Here is a 17,511-nt window from a genome sequence, read left to right on the forward strand (position 1 = left end):
CGCGCACGGGTGCCCCTCGATCGGACGCTCCCGCAACGGCTGTTTCCAGTCACCGCTTCCTCCTCTCGCGACCCTCGGGCCCCATGTTTTTAGTTGCGCATGCGCACGCACCGTGTAAGCCTGATCACGCATTCACACCTTCGAACTTATGTTCGCATACCCGGGGGAGGGGCCGAACATGCCCAACCGGACGACTGTCCCCGTACTTGCTCTGAACAGTGCGTTCTCCCATACACAGGATCCCGGGGGCGAATCCCTCGACTGGCGCAGGGACGCTGCCTGTGCGGATCTTCCGCAGCAGTACGTCTTCACTCGCGTCCCCGCCGAGGCGGCACCGGTATTGCGCGCTTGCAATCAGTGCCCCATTCGGCGCGAATGCGAGGCCATCGTCGACCCGTCCCGCACGTGGTTCGACGGGGTCAGCGGAGGGCGGCTCTGGCGCAACGGGCGCGAGGTCAAGGCCCGCCGGTCCACCGCGGGGAGTCAGTGATGAACGGCACGAGGAGTGACGTGATGAGTGGTGTCGCGAGTGGCATGGCCGACGACGTGATGAGTGAGGGTGCGGGGGATCCCGCGATGCGCGTCGCGGCCGAACGGGCCGCGCTCTGGATCGCTTCCCTCCGCCGCCGGTACCCGCTCCTCCTCGACGAGCTCGCGCCCGGCACGGGCCGCGTCCTGCGCGAGGTGCGGGGCGGCGGACCTGGTGGATCGGGTGTCGCGCCGGTCCGGCTGTACGTGTCCGACGCGCTCCGCGACATCGGTGACGGGGTGGTCGAGCTGGAGGAGGCCGTACGGGACCGGCTCGGCCTGCGCCGGATCACCGCGGCCCCGGTGCCGGTACGCCTGCGACGCCTGGCCGAACTCCTCGACCGGGTCGCGGAGTTGCCGGACCTGGCGGCCCACGTCGAGGAGGAGACCCGCCGGATGGCCGGGCGCTGCGCCCGCGCCCTGGGCGACCCCGAGCAGCTGGTGCGGCTGCCGGGGCGCTGTCCCGCCTGCGACTCCGTGTCGCTGCGCGCCTTTCCCGAGCGCGGCGTCGCGATGTGTGTGAACCCCGCCTGCCGGCACGTGCTCGACGAGGAGACGGCATGACCATGAGCACGCCTCTTAGCGCACCCCTGAGCGCACCCCTGAGCGCACCTCTGAGCGCACCTCTGAGTACGACCGTGGGCACGGCCTCGAACACGCCCCTGATCTCCGGGGACCTGGCCGCCGCAGAGGTCGGCGTCTCGCCCGCCACCATCCGCAAATGGGTGCAGCTCGGGCACCTGACGGCCGCCGGGCGCCAGGGACGGCGGGCGATGTACCGCCTGGAGGACGTGTTCGCCGCCGAGCGGTCGGTTCGCCTGGGGCGGGTGACGTAGCGGCACGTGTGTCGTCGTAGCGGAGGAGTAGCGGCGGCGCAGCAGGGCGGGAGAGGGCCCCGCACCACCTACCGGGTGGTGCGGGGCCCTCCGCCGTTCCGGGGAGGGAACCCGCGCGACCCGGGCCGGGGCGGACTCGGTTGCGAAAACGGGGGCCCTGGATCACAGTTGGAGCAGCGGCAGAGCTGCGCCCCCACCGGGGGCGGCGGACCTGCCGCTTCGTGTTGCCCGCACTCGCCCCTCTCACGACAGGGAGTGTCCATGTGTCCATCCTGACCTTCCCCGACGCGGAACGGCTCGTCGTCGACTTCCTCAAGAACCGTGCGGAGCTCGCCGGTTCGGTCGTCGACAACAGGCCGCCCGCCGGGTTCGACGGCACTCAGAAGGCCGTTCTCGTCTCCCGCGTCGGTGGCGCGTGGGTCGACGACCGGCATCTCGACCAGCCGCTGATCGATTTCGAGGTGTACGGCCCGGACAAGTCCACCGCGCACGGCATCGCCCTCGCCGCCCGTGCCTGTGTGCTCGAACTGGCCGGCACCTCGTACGGCGGGGCCGTCGTCACCGACGTCGCCGAGACGGACGGGCCGCGCTGGCTGCCCGACTACAACCGTCCGGCGGGCAGCCGGTACCTGTCGACGGTACGGATCTCCGTACGGCCGGCGTGAGACACCGAGAGCCACCCCGCTCTCCCTCACGCCCTCCCGCATTTCCTCTCTTCCCTTCTTCCTCTCTTCCTCGCACTTCCTCGCTCTTCCTTGTAAGTCCGCACTCGCAGGCCCTGCCGATTCCGGCGGGGCCTTCGTCGTATCCGGGACCCGAAGTCCCGCAATCACCTGAGGAGTACGCATGGCAGGCAACAACGGCAAGGAGATCCGCGTCGCCGGTACCGGACGCGTTCTGATCGCACCCGCCGGGACCGACGCCCCGGCCAACACCACCGTCGACTGGGACACGGCCCTGTGGACGGACCTCGGTTACACCACGACCGACGGCATCAAGTTCAACAAGAAGGACAAGATCGACCCGGTCGACACCTGGCAGTCGGTGAGCCCGGCGCGGTTCATCTACTCCGACCGCGACCTCACCGTGAAGTTCCAGCTGCTGCAGCTGAACAAGGCGAACCTGGCCTTCTTCATGGGCGGCGGCGAGGTGGCCGCGGCGGCCGGCGGGGCGCCGGGCGGGCTGGCGGAGGACCTCAAGGAGTTCACGTACGACCTGGCCCACACCCCGACGGCCGACGAGCGCGCGCTCGGCATCGAGTTCACGGACGGCTCGGCCAAGTACCGCTTCGTGATCCCGCGCGGTCAGGTCACCGAGACCGAGGAGATCGCGCTGACCCGGACCGGCGCGGTGAAGCTCGGTGTGACCTTCACGGCGCTGGCCAAGAACGACGCTGCGCCGCTGGCCAGCTTCCGGATCAAGGAACTGTCCTCGTCCTACTCGTAGGCCGTGGGCAGTGTGCCGTAGGCCGTTTGCAGTAGGCCGTGTGGCGCAGGTCGCAGGGCGGTGCCCCTGGTCTCAACCCACCGCCCCGACCTGCTGGTTGATTGTGCGCAATAGGCGGTTGCGCTTGCGCGCGACCGCATAGGATCCCGAGCGACGCCCGGCCACGCCCCCAGCGAGGCCGGGCGTCGCCCTGCCCAAGGAGACACCCATGTCCGGCTTCAACGTGAATGCCGCCCGCGCCCAGCGCCTCGAAGCGCTCGGCCGGGCCTGGACCTTCGAGCTCGACTCCGACAGCTTCGAGCTGCCGACCGAGCTGACCCGCACGACCGCGCGCAAACTGCGCGAACTCGACGACAACGACGTCGACGGCCTGCTCGAACTCCTCCTGGGCGAACGGCAGTTCGCCCGCTTCGAGCGGCATGACGTCACGATGCAGGACATCGGGGCGATCCTGGAGGCGTACGGCAAGGAGACCGGGCTCGGCCTGGGGGAAGGCTGAGCCTCGGCGTGTTCGTCGACGAACACGCCGAGGCCCTTGAGGCTGACCTGCTGCGCTTCTACGGCCTCGACCTCCTGGACTGGCACCGCGGCCGCCTGTCCTCCCGCCGTCTCGCGCTCCTCATCAGGCACCTGCCGCGGGAGGGGGCGGTGGCCCGGGAGACGGAGGGCGAGTCGGCGGACTGGTCGGTCGGCGACTACCTCCTGGCCCACGTGGTGGACCAACTGTCCGACGCGAACTGGATGTTCGCCACGGTCAACCGGGACGAGGACGCGGATCCCCTGGACCCGCCGAAGCGGTTGCCTCGGCCGGGGGTCGAGGACTCCTCCGACGGTCAGGGGCAACAGCAGTCCGACGGCGGTGCCGCCAACCCGACTGCGGGTCAGTTGGCCGCCTTCTTCTCCTGACCCTTTCCGCGTGCCGCCGCGCGGGCGATGATCTGCCCGAAAGGTCGTGGAACCCGGGGAGGGAGTGTCGTGAAGGTGCAGACGAGAAGCTGGTCCTCGTGGCGGAGCAAGGAGGTGCTCGTCCGCGAACCCGGCGAGACCGGACCCCTACCGCTGCAGCTCCGGGGCGTCTTCGGTGCCGCCCTGACCGTCTACGCCACCCAGCGGGGTGAGGCGACGGTGACCCAGGGGATTTCGTATGAGGTGTGGGACGCGGGCAAGCGGCGCATCGTGCTGCCCGAGGGATTCAACTCCCTGAACATCGTCCGCCGTTCGGTCGGCAGCAGCAGCTCGTCCGGCATCGGCCCTTGGAAGGTGACACGCCTCGCGGACCAGGACATCGAGACGCCCGCCGAGGGCGGCACTTCCGGTCGCGGGCCATGGGTGCTGCGGCTCACGGACGGCCCGACCAGGACCCTGCGCATCGAATGGAACCAGGGGAAGACCCCCGGTTCCCTGCGGCTCTTCCGCACCGGATCCGGCACCGGCGAGGAACTGTCCGCACCGGACCGCACCAGGGAGAAGATCCGCGTTGCCGGCCCCGGATATCTCCTGCTCGAAGCCGACCGCTGGACGGTCGAATCCGACTGAGCCGGCACCTCACCCTCGACGGCCTTGCGTGACCGCACCTGCGGCACTCGGGGCCGTCACGTGTTTCTGGGAGCTGATCATGACCGAATCACCCACCCCTGCCGCCGGGCGCGAATCCCCGCCCGCCCCGCTCGTCAAGTGGTTCACGGACTACACCGAGCGCGAACTGGTGAAGAAGGTCGAACTGACCGCCCTCAAGAGCGAGATGAACGGCGGAGCGTTCGCCGCCAACGCCGTCTCCGGCGAGCTCACCGGAATCAAGCTCGAGAAGACCATCTGGGACCCCCTGCAAAAGCTTGAGGAGAGGCGGGCCAGAGGGCTGGGAGAGCTGCCGTCGCAGATCAAGGCGAAGGCCGATGAGGCGAAGACCGCGGCGGACAAGGCCCAGCAGACCGCCGACAAGGCTGTCACCAAGGCCAACGGGGCCAACAGACGCATCAACGACCTCTCCCGTGACATCAACCGGAAACTCCGCCGCAAAGCCGACAAGTCGACCATGTCGGAGCGGAACAACCAGCAGGACAGCCAGATTGCGGCGATACGTCGGTCGTCCAGGGAGGCGAGGACAGAAGTGGAGCGCCTCGACCGCGAGATCGCCCGCCTCGACGCCCGTTTCTGACGCCCGACGAGAGGAGTACGCACCATGGGTTTGAACCAGTCCATAGGAACCGCGGCCAACCAACTGGGCCGCATGCGGAGCGCGGCGAGCCAGGCCGCCTCCCAGATCGGCGCGTTGGGCAAGTCGTCCGGCAGCGCCGCTGCCCCGGTCGGCAAGATCGGCAAGTCGAGCGGCACCGCCTCCACCGCGGTCAGCAAGTTCGGCAAGTCCACCGGCACCGCCTCCATCGCCATCGGCAAACTCCGTACCTCCGCCAACAACGGCGAAAGCGCCGTCCGGAAACTGCACTCCGGACTCCGTACCGCCGACGGGTCCCTCACGAAGGCCCGCCAGGGCTCCGACAAGTTCAAGAGCGCGCTCGACAAGCTCCGGGGCTCCGCCGACAAGACCAAGAACGCCCTGCGCGACGTGAAGCGCCAGGCCGACGCCGTGGACAAGTCCGTCGGCAAGGCCGGCAAGAACGCGGACAAGGGCGGCAAGTCCATGGGGTCGCTCGGCAAGGGGCTCAAGGGCGCGAGCACCGCCCAGAAGGGGCTCAACCTCGCGATGGCCTCCAGCCCGTTCGGGCTGATCATGACGCTCGCGGCCCCGCTGATCGCCCAGTTCGTGAACATGGACAAGGTCACCGCCGCCCTCAAGCGCGGGATGACCGCCGCCTGGAAGGGCATCAGGTCGGGCACCAGCGCCGCCATCGACTTCATCAGGCCGCTGATCAAGGGGCTCGGCAACATCATGCTGACCCCGATGAGGGCCCTGGCGACGGCGATCAACGCGCTGTTCCGCGTCCTCGCCGGGATCAAGATTTCCATCCCCAGCTGGGTGCCGAAGTGGGGCGGCAAGTCCTTCGGCTTCCCGAGCCTGCGCGTGCCCGTCCCGCACCTCGCCCAGGGCGGCATCGTGCAGGCCCGGCGCGGCGGCACCCTGGCGCTCGTCGGCGAGGCCGGCGAGAGCGAGGCCGTCATCCCGCTCTCCAAGCTGGAGCGCATGATCGGCCGCGGCGGCGGCAGCGGTGCCGCCCTGCGCCGCCTGGCCGAGGTCATGGAGCGGCTCGCCGAGCGGCCCGTGCACGTCGACGTCGACTCGCAGACCATCGCCCGCGCCGTCTTCGCGGGGCAGCGCGCCCTCGCCCGCAGGTAGAGGCCGGAGCCGGACGCCGGAGCCGGATGCCGTAACCGGGCGCCGTAGCCGGATGCCGTAACCGGGCGCCGTAGCCGGACGCCGTAACCGGGCGCCGTAGCCGGATGCCGTAACCAGGCGCCGTAGCCGGGCGCCGTAACCAGGCGCCGTAGCCGGACCCGTGGACAGCCCCCGCGCACGGCCGCGGCTCCACCCCCCCTCGCAACCCACCCCAGAACAGGAGGAGTTCATGGCCAGGAACCTGTGGATCGGAACGCCAGGCCGGCTCCGTGAAATCCGCCAGGCGGCGAAGAGCTGGGAGCGCACCGCCGAGCTCAACGTGACCGAGTTCAAGGCGCTCGAAGGCCGCGTCACCACCTTCGCCCCCACCCGCACCCCCCGCCGCATCAAGCTCTCGTTCGACGCCCTGGAGCCCGCGGACGCCCAGCACCTCGTCCAGCTCGCCCGCCGCGTCGGCACCGGCAGGGGACCCGTGGCCGTCCTCGACCCGGCCTCCGTCAATCTCCTCGACCCCCACCAGGCGGCCGGGCAGTCGGAGAGCCCCGGCGGCTGGGACCACTGGTTCACCATGAACGGCGCCGTCACCCTCTCCCGCAACGCCGACCTCGTCACCACCGCCGACTGCCAGGACGCGGCGGCCGCCGTCGGCTGGGTCCAGGGCACCTGGGCGGGCTGGCCGGTGGCGCCCGGCATGCGGATGTCCTGGCTCCTGCCGGCCGGCTGGAACCCGGCCACCGCGGTCGCCCAGCTGGACTGGAAGGCCGCCGACGGCTCGTACGTGAGCACGACCCAGGTCGTCGGGAGCACCAGCGTCACCGGTACGGCTCCGGCGGGCGCCGCCTTCGCCACCCCGGTCGGGCGCCCGGGCGCCGTAGGCCAGTTCGGGCTCGCGGGCGCCTGCCTCACCATCGGCGACGTCCCGGTCGCGCACGCCCTCGGCGACGGCTGCCCGGCCATGTCGGTCACCGCGTACACCGACGTGCCCGCGGCCCCCCTGCCGTACCGCAACGTCACCGTCGACCTCGTGGAGGTGCGCCGTGCAGCGGTCTGACGAGGCGCTGGACGAGGCCCTGGCCGCGCCCGAGCGGGTGCCGTCCCACACCACCCGGCTCGGCGGCGAGGAGCTGGGCCGACAGGTCCAGTCGTGGAAGGTCGAGCGCGCGTACGCCACGGACCTGCCGGAGGCGATGCGGGCCTTCTCGGGCAGCGCGTCCGCGCAGCTGGAGCTGCTCCTGGGCGGCACGGACACCGTCCCCGCGCCGCGCCTGTACTCGGCCTGGGCCGAACGCATGACGGGAGACGTCGTACGGCCCGGCCAGTCCGTCGTCCACAGGACGGGCGCCGCGGGCCGCACCCTGCCCGCCTTCCGGGGCACCGTGCGCTCGCGCACCGCGGCCTCCGGCAGCGACACCGTCACCGTGCAGGCCCTGGACGGCGCCGAGCGGCTGCGCGGCCCCGCCATGCTCCCGCGGCCGTACCACGGCTTCTACCACCGGCGCCCGGTGGCGACCGCCACCTGGTGCGTCGACGAACTCCTGCGCCAGGGCGGCATCCACACCTGCCCGCCGCCGCGCGCCCCGCTCGTCCTCAAGGACGACCCGACGGACGACAAGCCCTTCACCGTCCTGTACGCCTCGCTGCACGGCGGCTTCAACGCGACCTACGGCCAGCCCGAGGATCTCCCGCTGCCCTCGACGTACGACTGGATACGGGAGGGCGCCCCCTTCGAGATCGCCCTGATGCCGAAGGCCGCCGGGCTGAAGGCGTCCTGGATGCCGCGCTCGCGGATCATCCTGCCCGGCAAGGTCTTCCAGGTGGAGTGCTGGGTCAACACGGCGTACACCCGCGGCAATCTCGTCGAGCTGTCCGCGGTGTTCGACCAGATGGGCACCAGGACCGGGTACATCAAGGGGACCTTCGACATCTCCACGGGCGTCGTGACCCTCGCCTCCGGCACCAACGGCTACACCCCGGACAAGGTCACCAGGACCTTCGACAAACTGGGGTCCCTGCGGGGCGTCTGGCACCTCGGCTTCATGGTCGACACGACGTCCGCAGGCTCGGTCGTCTCCCCGACCGTTCAGGTGCGCGCCACGGCTCCCGACGGATCGTTCCACGAGGCCGACAAGGTCGTCTTCCCGACCGAGAACGCGTGGCAGCCGATCTCGGAGCTCAACCGGATCGACCTGACCACCGACATGGCCGTGGAGTGCTTGCAGGTCACCGACCGGGTGTGGACGGGCACCACCAGCTATCCGAAGGAGCTGTGGAACCAGTCGGGGACGTGGACGAAGGGTGCCGTCCTGGACACCCCCGAACTGCCGCTCTACGACATCCCCAAGGTGTCCGGATCCCAGTGGGACGTGATCACCGAGATCGCGCGGGCCGCCATGTCCACCGCCGAATTCGACGAGCAGGGCATCTTCCGCTGGCGCGGCCCCTCGCGGTTCACCAAGGTGCCGGCCGTCCCCGACCTCACCGTCACCACGCGCCGGGACATCGCCTCGCTCACCGTCACCGAGGAGATCGACGCCTGCCGCAACCACTGCGAGCAGACCTACCAGGACTGGGGCGCCGTCAGCTGGACGCTCGGCGAGTTCGTCGACGACACGGCGGTGCGGGAGATCAAGCCGAACGTCCCCGTCGTCGTGGAGTACGCGATGGCCGAGGACGACAACGAGATCGGGCCGTTCCCGGTCCTGGACGACACCGTCACGAGCACCGGCCACCGGGTGCGCTTCGGCACCGCGAGGACCGGCGGGACCGCGGTCAAGGGCCAGGTCACGGTGAGCTGCTGGCGGGAGGGGCCGATCTACTACGTCCGGTTCGTCAACCGCGGCACGACCAGCGTGTGGACGGTCCTCAAGGACGGCAGCCCCTCCGTGCGCATCCAGCCGATCAAGCGCTCGGCCGACCCCAGGCAGCGCTCCATCGCCCTGTGGCACTCCCCGAGCCAGCAGTACTACGGCAAGCAGCAGTACACGGCACCCGCCAGTGACTGGGTGCAGACGTCCGGGAGCGCCGCCGCCCTCGTGAACGCGATGCTCGTCGCCGGGCGCTACCCCGTGCCGCTCCTCGGCGACGTCGAGGTCCTGCACGACCCGCGCATCCAGCTCGGCGACGTGGTCCGGGTGGTCGACACCGCGGGCGCCGAACTCGACACCCTGGCCTGGGTGGTGGGCATCCGCACCACGCACGCCGCGGGCGCGGTGCCACAACAGGTGCTCACCCTGCGCGGCACCTCCTTCAACGGCGTGCCCGCCGACGCCGGGCTCACCCCCGACACACCGGTCGACCCCGCCTACGGCAAGCAGCGGACGTACCAGCTGCTCACCGCCCAGTACGCGACGCTCGGCGCGCTCACCACGGCGGGTCTCAGCTACCGGAAGGTCCTGGAGACGACGGGAGGCACGGGATGACGGAGACAACCGGCGGGGTGTCCGCGGAGACGCTCCCCGACGCCTACGTGCCGCCGCCCGGTCCCATCCAGATCGACGACCCCCTCGTGGCGGCCGACGACGAGGGGATGGACCCGAGCGAGACCCTGCCGCCGCCGCTCGACGGCTGACGCCAACCAGCCCCGTATCCGGAGGAATCGCCACCATGGTCGCTCTCACCCCGCTCGGCAGCCTGCCCTACCCGCAGCCCGCCGACAACGCCGACATCCCCGTCCACCTGCAGTCCCTCGCCGAGGCCGTCGACGGCCGCACCGTGCTGCGGTTCGCCGACGCCGCGGCCCGCGACGCGAAGCTGACCGACCCGGTCCCCGGCATGATCGCCTGGCTCAACAACCCGGGCCGCCACTACCAGTTCACCGCCGCCAAGCAGTGGGCCCTGCTGACGCCCGGCCCCGCGCACTGGTGGGGCACGACGCCCGGCACGACGACGTCCACGGCGTACGTCGAGACGCTGACGGGCGCCGCCGACCCCTTCACCGTCAACGCCCTCGCGCCGCCGTCCGGGTCCCTGGTCCTCGCCATCGGCGCCCGGCTCAGCAACAGCGTGGCCGGCACGGTCCACTTCTCGGCCGCCGTGAAGCAGGGCACCCGGGTGGTCCTGGCCGCCGCCGACACCCGCGCGGCCATCGCCGGCGGCACCAACCAGGTCTCGGCGAGCACCCAGTTCCCGGTCACCGGCCTCACCGCGGGTGCCGTCTACACCGTGACCGCCGCATACCGCACCACCGCGGGCACCGCCACCTTCACCAACCGATTCCTCACCATCACGCCCCTGTGAACCGACGCACGAGGAGGCCCCCATGGCCACCCCGCTGACCCCCGACGCTCTCGTCCGCGCCCTGTGCGCCGAGGGCGTCCGCATGAAGGAACACGGCAACTGGAGGACGCACAACCGCAATCACAAGGGCTCCTGGGGTCCGGTGCACGGCGTGATGCTGCACCACACGGCCGGCCGCGACAGCCTCACCCTCTGCCTCCGCGGCACACCCGACCTGCCGGGACCGCTCTGCGTCGGCCTGATCGCCAAGGACGGCACGCTCCACCTCGTCGGCTACGGCCGCACCAACCACGCCGGCAGCGGCTCCACCGCGGTGCTCGACGCGGTCCGCACGTCGCGGACGCCGCCGTCCCGTCCCGGCCCCGACGCCGTCGACGGCAACGCCCGTTTCTACGGATTCGAGATCGAGAACCTCGGCAACGGCAGCGACCCCTACCCGGCCGCCCAGCTCGACACGGTCGAACGCCTCTCGGCGGCCCTGTGCCGGGCGCACGGCTGGTCGGGATCGAGCGTCATCGCCCACAAGGAGTGGACCCGCAGGAAAATCGACCCCTCCTTCTCGATGCCGGTGATGCGGCGCCGGGTCTCGGAGCGGCTCGGCTCCGCGAAACCGGGCGGCGGCGAGGGCGGCGGCGCCCCCGCGTACGCACCGTTCCCCGGCGCCTCGTTCTTCGCGGTCGGCCGGCGCAGCGAGCTGTGCACGGCGGTCGGGCGGCGCCTGGTGAAGGAGGGCTGCGGGCGGTACGCGGTCGGCCCCGGGCCGGTCTGGACCGAGGCCGACCGGGCCTCGTACGCCGCCTGGCAGTACAAGCTCGGCTACCGGGGCGCGGCGGCCGACGGGGTGCCGGGGCGGGCCAGCTGGGACCGCCTGCGCGTACCGCGGTCCTGACGGTCCGGGTTCTGGAGGAACACCATGAAAGATGCCACGCGCAGATCGCTGCGCACCGCGGTGCAGGCACTGTTCACGCTCGTCACCGCGCTGCCGCTGCTCGCGACGGCCCCTGAGGTCGCCGACGTGCCGGCCCTCGCGGCCCTGGTCGCCTTCGCCACGGGCCTGAGCCGCCTGATGTCGCTGCCGGCGGTGGAGGCGCTCCTGCCTCCTTGGCTCCGAACGGACAGCCGGCCCACCCGGCCCGTCCCTTCCGGCGAGGGGGCCGACGATGGCGGGAGCTGAGACGGGGAGCGTCCCCCTGGAGTTGGAGAGGTTGCGCCGCTCCGTAGACGTCGGTTTCGCCACGACCCGCGGCGATCTGGCGCTGCTCCTGCAGCGGGCCGACCAGACGGACAAGACCCTCTCGGAACACGAGGACCGCCTGGACGCCCTGGAACGCAGCCGCTGGCCCCTCCCCTCCCTGGCAGCAATCACCTCCTGCACGGCCCTGGCGGTCACGTTGTGGCAGTCGGGGGGGAGGTGAGGGGGCTGAGGGTGCCGGGGGCCGTTGCCCCAGCGAGTGGTTCCGGACCGAGTGCCGGTCCGGAGCCACCGGGCCCAAGTGGCGGCATGACTTCCGGTTCGAGGACCTGCCCCGCGTGTCCTCGAACCGGAAGTCATGTCTTGAGGTGGAGCACACCGAAGGCGGACACGTCGTGCGGGGCTGCCTTGAAGTCGTGCAGCTGCTTGCGGCCGCGGTGGTTCCACGTGTGGTGTGCCGACCGGCCGACGGCCTCGGTCAGCGGTTGATGGACTGGATCTCCTGCACGACGACGTCCTGTTCAGTGCCGAACACGCCATCAGGCAGCTTCTGTTCGCCCTCGACCCCGGTTCCCGTCCAATGGATCCTCCAGGTGACGGTGGCCTTGAGCTGATACGCGTCGTCGCCCGACGCCCGCATGTACGTCACGCCGCACGGAGGAGTGTCGCCACTGTCGCCCTTGCTGTACGGCACGCCGATGCGGCCGCCCTGGATCGGGCACTGCCCGGAGGCCGGGTGCAGTTCAGCGTCCGGCGTCCCCGGTTCGATCTTCAGTGCGGCGGGCTCGGCTGTGCTGGTTGCTTCGATCCCGAGCCCGGGAACGGAGGCCGTGACCGACACTGGCTTGAACTCCGCCTCCTCCAGCCACGCCCACGTCGGCAGATTCACCGTCGACTTGTTCTGCGGCTTCAATTCGACCTTCGTACCGGGAACACGAATCTCGGCGTAGGCGAGCTGAGCGAGGATTTCCGGGGTGACGGCCTGCGGAGCGTCAGCGGGAGGAGGGTCCCCCTTGTCGACCCAGAAGGGGATCTTGTCGCAGTCCTGCGCCGCAGGGTCAGCCTCTCGCCCCTCGGTCACGAAGGCACCCCACCAATGTCCCTTGCCGGCCTTGTCCTTGTTGAAGTCCTTGTCGGAGTCGCCGCCCTTGTCGACGTACCGCCCCTGAGTCTCCTTGTCCCACTCTTCGGTGGTCGATGTGCCCATCCACTGGTACCGCATGTACGCCTCAAGTGACTTCGGGGTGTACTTGGGAGCGTAGTAGCAGGCAGGGGGAGTCCACGCGGCGGAAGACGAAGTGACGGGACCGGCGGAGTTGCCCTTTCCGTTCTTCGAGAAGTCGTAGACGATCCCCTTGGCCGACGCCGAGAGGGCCGGACCGCTGGCATCGCCGGACACGGCGGCGTCGCTTCCCGGCCCGCCACCGAATGAGCCTCCTCCTGGAGGCTTCTGGTCGGCGACGGCGGCAGGCGCCGCGCACAGCCAGGTCGCTCCCGCTACGACCAGGATCGCGGCGGTACGGAGGAGCTGGCTCACGGTTGGCAGCCCGTCGCGCCGCGAGTGGATGCCATCTTCAAGAGTTCCCAGACCCCGTGCTTGTTCTTTCTGAGCTGTGCGCTGTAGGCGACGTAGCTGTCCTTCGTCACCTTCGTCCGCTTGATCTCGTCCGTCTTGACGTCCCTGGTGAAGCCCTTGCTCTCATCGGCGCAGTATCCGATCGCCGCGCTGTCCTTGGACTTGACCTTCACCTTCCGGTCGAAATAGCGCACCGTCCCGGTGACGGTCCAGCCCGCGTCCTTGAACGACTTCGCCCAGTCCCTGGCGGCCACAGCACCCTCGCCCTCGGTGTAGAACTCCAGGGCGGGCAGCTGAGGATCGCCGGCCACGATGGCCATGTTGAGCGCACGAACCATGTCCGCGTTGTCCCGCAGGACCGCGTCCTTGACGGAATCCCCCGCCCGTTCTGGAGTGAAAGTGAGCTTCACGTCAGAGGGCAGCTTGATCTCCGGCCGCTCGATGCCGTCCGTCGACGCGGACGGTGAAGACGATGCCGACTTCTCGCTGCCCGCGTCGGCACCGGCGATCTTGTCGTTGTCCTTGCTGTCGTCCGATCCGCCGCAGGCGGTCAGCAACAGGGTGGCGGAGGCCGTGAGCGCGGCCGCCACGCGCCGGGTCGAGCGGTTCACTGTTGTCTCCGATGAGGTGAGGGTTAACTCGAGCGAAGCAACGCTATCCGTGACCGACTGGTGACGGTGAGAGCGGGTCGGGCTCTGGCTGAGACGTACCGGGCATACCCGCTGATCGTGGCTGCTGCCGCCTAGGTATGGCTTCGCTGCCCGGCTGGGAAACGGTCTGATCCGTACGAAACGGCCGGCCAGCCAGGAGTTCGACGACGGCTCGGGCCACGTGTCCGGGCTGCATTGCGATGTGCGGCTGACGCTTCGCAGGCGAGGTGCTGTTCCGGATGAAGTGTCCTAGGAGCCGGCCGGCTCTGTGCTCTGGCCGGTGTCCTGGCGGGGCCCAGTGAAGTTCCCCCGTACGGCAGGAAAGTTCGCCGGGGGGCAAAACTGAGACCACGCAACGACGAAGGGTCCGACCGCTGAGCGGTCGGACCCTTCGTCTGCCCTGACGGGCGAGTGCGGAGGATACGAGATTCGAACTCGTGAGGGGTTGCCCCCAACACGCTTTCCAAGCGTGCGCCCTAGGCCACTAGGCGAATCCTCCGCCGCAAACAATACAAGACGTCGAGGGGTGCTCGCGAACACGATCCCGAGGTGGTCGTCGTGATCGACTCCGGAGTCGTACCCGGCCGGGACCGACGTCGCTTCCGGGGCGGGGGATCCGCTACTGTGGGGGCCAGCCCCTCACGTGGCGCTATCTGACTGAACTCCCCCAGGGCCGGAAGGCAGCAAGGGTAGGTCGGCTCTGGCGGGTGCGTGGGGGGCGCTTTGCGTTGGGGCGGTCCAGGTTGTCAGTGGTCGCCATTAACCTCGTAGATGTGTCGTCTCTCGCGCTGTACCGCCGCTATCGCCCGGAGTCGTTCGCCGAGGTCATCGGGCAGGAGCATGTAACCGACCCGTTGCAGCAGGCGCTGCGCAACAACCGGGTCAATCACGCCTACCTGTTCAGTGGCCCGCGCGGCTGCGGCAAGACGACGAGCGCGCGCATCCTGGCCCGTTGTCTCAACTGTGAGCAAGGTCCCACTCCCACGCCCTGCGGCGAGTGCCAGTCCTGCCGCGACCTGGCGAGGAACGGCCCGGGTTCGATCGACGTCATCGAGATCGACGCCGCTTCGCACGGTGGTGTGGACGACGCGCGCGACCTGCGCGAGAAGGCCTTCTTCGGCCCTGCGTCGAGCCGCTACAAGATCTACATCATCGACGAGGCCCACATGGTCACCCCGGCGGGCTTCAACGCCCTCCTGAAGGTGGTCGAGGAGCCTCCGGAGCACCTCAAGTTCATCTTCGCGACGACCGAGCCCGAGAAGGTCATCGGCACCATCCGGTCGCGCACGCACCACTACCCCTTCCGCCTGGTGCCCCCCGGCACGCTGCGGGAGTACCTCGCCGAGGTCTGCGGCCGCGAGGACATGGCCGTCGAGGACGGCGTCTTCCCGCTGGTCGTGCGGGCCGGCGCGGGTTCCGTGCGTGACTCCATGTCGGTCATGGACCAGCTCCTGGCCGGCGCGGGCGAGGCCGGTGTGACCTACGCCATGGCGACGTCCCTCCTCGGGTACACGGACGGTTCCCTGCTCGACTCCGTCATCGACGCCTTCGCCTCCGGGGACGGCGCCGCGGCCTTCGAGGTCGTGGACCGCGTCATCGAGGGCGGCAACGACCCGCGGCGCTTCGTCGCCGACCTCCTGGAGCGGCTGCGGGACCTGGTGATCCTCGCCGCCGTGCCGGACGCCGCCGAGAAGGGGCTCATCGACGCCCCCGCCGACGTCGTGGAGCGGATGCAGGCGCAGGCCGGCGTCTTCGGGGGCGCCGAGCTCAGCCGCGCCGCCGACCTCGTCAACGACGGCCTCACCGAGATGCGCGGCGCGACCTCGCCGCGGCTCCAGGTGGAGCTGATCTGCGCGCGCGTGCTGCTGCCGGCCGCTTTCGACGACGAGCGCTCGCTCATGGCCCGCCTGGACCGTCTGGAGCGCGGCGGGAACTTCGTGCCCGGCGGCCAGGGGCCCGCGATGGGGTACGTGCCCGGGCCCGAGGCCCACGCGGGCGTGCCGCAGCCCGGGGCGGCCATGCCCGCGGGCGGGCCGCCGCCGGTCCCGCAGGGGCCGCCCGTGGCGCCCGGGGGAGGCCCTGCCGCGGCACGTGCGGCCGTACGGGGCTCCGGCGCGCCCCAGTCCGGCCAGGGCCCGGAGGCTCCGGTGACCCCGGCGGCTCCGGCGGCTCCGGCGGCTTCTGAGGAGGCCGCTCCGGTGGCCCGACCGGCCGCCCCCTCGGCTCCGCCCGCGCCTGCTGCCCCTGCCGCCTCTGCTGCCCCTGCCGCTCCCTCGGCCGCCGCCGGCGAACGGCGTCCCGGCGGCTGGCCGACGGCTTCCGCGCCGGGCAGCGGCCCGGCCGCCGCGACCGCACCGCCCGGCTCCGCCCCGTCCGGCCCGGCGCCGTCCGCCCCCGCCCCGGAGTCCGCACCGCGACCCGGCGGCTGGCCCACCGCGGCCTCCGCGGGAACCGGCGCAACCGGCGCCCCGGCGGCCCAGCCCGCCCGCCCGGCGCAGCCTCAGACCCCGGCCGCCCCGCAGTCGCCCGCCCCCATGGCCGCGCAGGCCCCCGCGGGCGGCCCCGACCCGCGCACCCTGTGGCCGAACATCCTCGAAGCGGTGAAGAACCGCCGCCGCTTCACCTGGATCCTGCTGAGCCAGAACGCACAGGTGGCCGGGTTCGACGGGACGACCCTCCAGATCGGCTTCGTCAACGCGGGCGCCCGGGACAACTTCGCGAGCAGCGGCAGCGAGGACGTGCTGCGCCAGGCGCTGTCCGAGCAGTTCGGCGTGGAGTGGAAGGTCGAGGCGATCGTCGACCCGTCCGGCGGCTCCGCGCCCCCGCCCGCCGCGGTCAACTTCGGCGGCGGCGCCCCGGCGGCCCCGCGCCCCGCGGCCCCTCCGCAGCAGCCGTCGCCGCCCAGGTCGGCCCCGGCCCCCCAGGCGCCGCCCCCGCCGGCCCCGGAACCCTCCCCGGCCCCCCGGTCGGCCCCGGCCCCGGAGCACGTGTCCCCCGAGGACGACATCCCGGAGGACGACGACCCGGACCTGGTGGAATCGGCCCTCTCCGGCCACGACCTGATCGTCAGGGAACTGGGCGCGACGGTGGTCGACGAGTACCCGAACGAGTAGCGCGAAGGAGGGGGGGGAGGGCAGGGGCCCGGGGGGCCCGGCCGGCCCCCCGGAACCAGGGAGACCCCCCGGGGGGGGAATCCGCCGCGCCCCCGACGGCATGGACGCCGTCCGGGCTCCGCCCGCGGTCTGCCGGGACCGCTCCGGCTCCGCCCGTGGTCTGCTGGGATGTGCCGGTACCGCTCCGGCTCCGCCCGTGGTCTGCTGGGATGTGCCGGGACCGCTCCGGCTCCGCCCGTGGTCTGCTGGGATGTGCCGGTACCGCTCCGGCTCCGCCCGTGGTCTGCCGGGATGTGCCGGTACCGCCCCGGCTCCGCCCGCGGTCTGCCGGGATCTGCTGGGACCACCCCGGCTTCACCCGCGATCTGCCGGGACCACCCGGGCTCAGCCGAGCGTCCGCCCCCCCGCCGCGCTTCGCCGAAACCTGACGCGTGCCCCGGGCTCCGTCCGCGACCGGCCCCGCCGTAACCGCCACGCTTCGCCGTAACCCGCCGGGCTCCGCCGAGATGTCCACGCTCCGCCGGATATCCTCCGGGCTCGCCGGTCATCCTCCGGGCTCGCCGGTCATCCTCCGGGCTCGCCGGTCATCCTCCGGGCTCGCCGGTCATCCTCCGGGCTCGCCGGTCATCCTCCGGGCTCGCG

Annotated in this window: 20 protein-coding genes, 1 tRNA gene and 1 other RNA gene; 19 read left to right on the top strand and 3 right to left on the bottom strand. The window is 71.3% G+C overall.

The features are described from left to right. Positions 1-178: 178 nt before the first annotated feature. The 17 genes from ACZ592_RS11610 to ACZ592_RS11690 all read left to right on the top strand — a co-directional run bounded on the left by ACZ592_RS11610 (position 179) and on the right by ACZ592_RS11690 (position 11,753). Positions 179-490 carry a WhiB family transcriptional regulator gene (locus ACZ592_RS11610; protein ID WP_471581308.1) on the top strand — a complete coding sequence of 104 codons (312 nt, stop codon included), beginning with the start codon at positions 179-181 and terminating at the stop codon, positions 488-490. Between the two features lie 23 nt (positions 491-513). Beyond that, complete coding sequence (locus tag ACZ592_RS11615; protein ID WP_471581309.1) at positions 514-1,092, top strand: hypothetical protein; 579 nt, start codon at positions 514-516, stop codon at positions 1,090-1,092. A 74-nt stretch (positions 1,093-1,166) separates the two neighbouring features. Continuing rightward, positions 1,167-1,364 carry a helix-turn-helix domain-containing protein gene (locus tag ACZ592_RS11620; protein WP_471581428.1) on the top strand — a complete coding sequence of 66 codons (198 nt, stop codon included), beginning with the start codon at positions 1,167-1,169 and terminating at the stop codon, positions 1,362-1,364. Between the two features lie 263 nt (positions 1,365-1,627). After that, on the top strand, positions 1,628-2,029 hold the full coding sequence (locus ACZ592_RS11625) for a hypothetical protein (protein ID WP_471581310.1): 402 nt from the start codon (positions 1,628-1,630) through the stop codon (positions 2,027-2,029). 181 nt (positions 2,030-2,210) lie between these two features. Further along, entirely contained in the window at positions 2,211-2,810 is a 600-nt protein-coding gene (locus ACZ592_RS11630; protein ID WP_471581311.1) for a phage tail tube protein, read from the top strand. Positions 2,811-3,018: 208 nt separating this feature from the next. Further along, a complete protein-coding gene (locus tag ACZ592_RS11635; protein ID WP_471581312.1) occupies positions 3,019-3,309 on the top strand; it encodes a hypothetical protein in 291 nt (96 codons plus the stop codon). An 8-nt stretch (positions 3,310-3,317) separates the two neighbouring features. Further along, entirely contained in the window at positions 3,318-3,716 is a 399-nt protein-coding gene (locus ACZ592_RS11640) for a hypothetical protein (RefSeq protein ID WP_471581313.1), read from the top strand. 75 nt (positions 3,717-3,791) lie between these two features. Further along, positions 3,792-4,346, top strand: a complete 555-nt coding sequence (locus ACZ592_RS11645) for a hypothetical protein (protein WP_471581314.1) — start codon at positions 3,792-3,794, stop codon at positions 4,344-4,346. A gap of 79 nt (positions 4,347-4,425) precedes the next feature. Then, positions 4,426-4,965, top strand: coding sequence for a hypothetical protein (locus tag ACZ592_RS11650; RefSeq protein ID WP_471581315.1), 540 nt, complete (start codon positions 4,426-4,428; stop codon positions 4,963-4,965). 24 nt (positions 4,966-4,989) lie between these two features. Beyond that, positions 4,990-6,102 (top strand): hypothetical protein, encoded by a 1,113-nt coding sequence (locus ACZ592_RS11655; protein ID WP_471581316.1) that lies wholly within the window; start codon positions 4,990-4,992, stop codon positions 6,100-6,102. 229 nt (positions 6,103-6,331) lie between these two features. Continuing rightward, positions 6,332-7,153 (top strand): hypothetical protein, encoded by an 822-nt coding sequence (locus tag ACZ592_RS11660; protein ID WP_471581317.1) that lies wholly within the window; start codon positions 6,332-6,334, stop codon positions 7,151-7,153. Further along, positions 7,140-9,521: a hypothetical protein gene (locus ACZ592_RS11665; RefSeq protein ID WP_471581318.1), complete on the top strand. Its 2,382-nt coding sequence runs from the start codon at positions 7,140-7,142 to the stop codon at positions 9,519-9,521. Before ACZ592_RS11660 ends, ACZ592_RS11665 begins: the two co-directional genes overlap by 14 nt. After that, positions 9,518-9,670 (top strand): hypothetical protein, encoded by a 153-nt coding sequence (locus tag ACZ592_RS11670; protein WP_471581319.1) that lies wholly within the window; start codon positions 9,518-9,520, stop codon positions 9,668-9,670. The genes ACZ592_RS11665 and ACZ592_RS11670 overlap by 4 nt, the downstream gene beginning before the upstream one ends. Positions 9,671-9,705: 35 nt before the next feature. Continuing rightward, on the top strand, positions 9,706-10,338 hold the full coding sequence (locus ACZ592_RS11675; RefSeq protein WP_471581320.1) for a hypothetical protein: 633 nt from the start codon (positions 9,706-9,708) through the stop codon (positions 10,336-10,338). Positions 10,339-10,360: 22 nt separating this feature from the next. Beyond that, positions 10,361-11,227 (top strand): peptidoglycan-binding protein, encoded by an 867-nt coding sequence (locus tag ACZ592_RS11680; RefSeq protein WP_471581321.1) that lies wholly within the window; start codon positions 10,361-10,363, stop codon positions 11,225-11,227. A 24-nt stretch (positions 11,228-11,251) separates the two neighbouring features. Beyond that, positions 11,252-11,512, top strand: a complete 261-nt coding sequence (locus ACZ592_RS11685) for a hypothetical protein (protein ID WP_471581322.1) — start codon at positions 11,252-11,254, stop codon at positions 11,510-11,512. Further along, positions 11,499-11,753, top strand: coding sequence for a hypothetical protein (locus ACZ592_RS11690; protein WP_268772175.1), 255 nt, complete (start codon positions 11,499-11,501; stop codon positions 11,751-11,753). The genes ACZ592_RS11685 and ACZ592_RS11690 overlap by 14 nt, the downstream gene beginning before the upstream one ends. A gap of 255 nt (positions 11,754-12,008) precedes the next feature. Here the strand turns inward: ACZ592_RS11690 and ACZ592_RS11695 are convergent, their stop codons facing one another. The 3 genes from ACZ592_RS11695 to ACZ592_RS11705 all read right to left on the bottom strand — a co-directional run bounded on the left by ACZ592_RS11695 (position 12,009) and on the right by ACZ592_RS11705 (position 14,255). Then, complete coding sequence (locus ACZ592_RS11695; protein WP_471581429.1) at positions 12,009-13,076, bottom strand: hypothetical protein; 1,068 nt, start codon at positions 13,074-13,076, stop codon at positions 12,009-12,011. Continuing rightward, positions 13,064-13,717 carry a hypothetical protein gene (locus tag ACZ592_RS11700; protein ID WP_471581323.1) on the bottom strand — a complete coding sequence of 218 codons (654 nt, stop codon included), beginning with the start codon at positions 13,715-13,717 and terminating at the stop codon, positions 13,064-13,066. The genes ACZ592_RS11695 and ACZ592_RS11700 overlap by 13 nt, the downstream gene beginning before the upstream one ends. Positions 13,718-14,170: 453 nt before the next feature. After that, positions 14,171-14,255: transfer RNA gene (locus tag ACZ592_RS11705), tRNA-Ser, on the bottom strand. A 131-nt stretch (positions 14,256-14,386) separates the two neighbouring features. Here ACZ592_RS11705 and ffs point away from each other — a divergent pair. Together ffs and ACZ592_RS11715 are read left to right on the top strand one after the other, a co-directional pair. Continuing rightward, an RNA gene (gene ffs / locus ACZ592_RS11710) (signal recognition particle sRNA small type) lies at positions 14,387-14,485 on the top strand. A gap of 44 nt (positions 14,486-14,529) precedes the next feature. After that, positions 14,530-16,869 carry a DNA polymerase III subunit gamma and tau gene (locus ACZ592_RS11715; protein ID WP_471581324.1) on the top strand — a complete coding sequence of 780 codons (2,340 nt, stop codon included), beginning with the start codon at positions 14,530-14,532 and terminating at the stop codon, positions 16,867-16,869. Positions 16,870-17,511: the final 642 nt, after the last annotated feature.

The sequence above is a fragment of the Streptomyces sp. NPDC040622 genome (genome assembly GCF_055593965.1).

Excerpts from the sequence above, each read along its gene's own strand:
- ACZ592_RS11610 (WP_471581308.1), top strand. The coding sequence starts at position 179 with ATGCCCAACCGGACGACTGTCCCCGTACTTGCTCTGAACAGTGCGTTC.
- ACZ592_RS11615 (WP_471581309.1), top strand. The coding sequence starts at position 514 with ATGAGTGGTGTCGCGAGTGGCATGGCCGACGACGTGATGAGTGAGGGT.
- ACZ592_RS11630 (WP_471581311.1), top strand. The coding sequence starts at position 2,211 with ATGGCAGGCAACAACGGCAAGGAGATCCGCGTCGCCGGTACCGGACGC.
- ACZ592_RS11635 (WP_471581312.1), top strand. The coding sequence starts at position 3,019 with ATGTCCGGCTTCAACGTGAATGCCGCCCGCGCCCAGCGCCTCGAAGCG.
- ACZ592_RS11650 (WP_471581315.1), top strand. The coding sequence starts at position 4,426 with ATGACCGAATCACCCACCCCTGCCGCCGGGCGCGAATCCCCGCCCGCC.
- ACZ592_RS11655 (WP_471581316.1), top strand. The coding sequence starts at position 4,990 with ATGGGTTTGAACCAGTCCATAGGAACCGCGGCCAACCAACTGGGCCGC.
- ACZ592_RS11660 (WP_471581317.1), top strand. The coding sequence starts at position 6,332 with ATGGCCAGGAACCTGTGGATCGGAACGCCAGGCCGGCTCCGTGAAATC.
- ACZ592_RS11670 (WP_471581319.1), top strand. The coding sequence starts at position 9,518 with ATGACGGAGACAACCGGCGGGGTGTCCGCGGAGACGCTCCCCGACGCC.
- ACZ592_RS11675 (WP_471581320.1), top strand. The coding sequence starts at position 9,706 with ATGGTCGCTCTCACCCCGCTCGGCAGCCTGCCCTACCCGCAGCCCGCC.
- ACZ592_RS11680 (WP_471581321.1), top strand. The coding sequence starts at position 10,361 with ATGGCCACCCCGCTGACCCCCGACGCTCTCGTCCGCGCCCTGTGCGCC.
- ACZ592_RS11685 (WP_471581322.1), top strand. The coding sequence starts at position 11,252 with ATGAAAGATGCCACGCGCAGATCGCTGCGCACCGCGGTGCAGGCACTG.
- ACZ592_RS11690 (WP_268772175.1), top strand. The coding sequence starts at position 11,499 with ATGGCGGGAGCTGAGACGGGGAGCGTCCCCCTGGAGTTGGAGAGGTTG.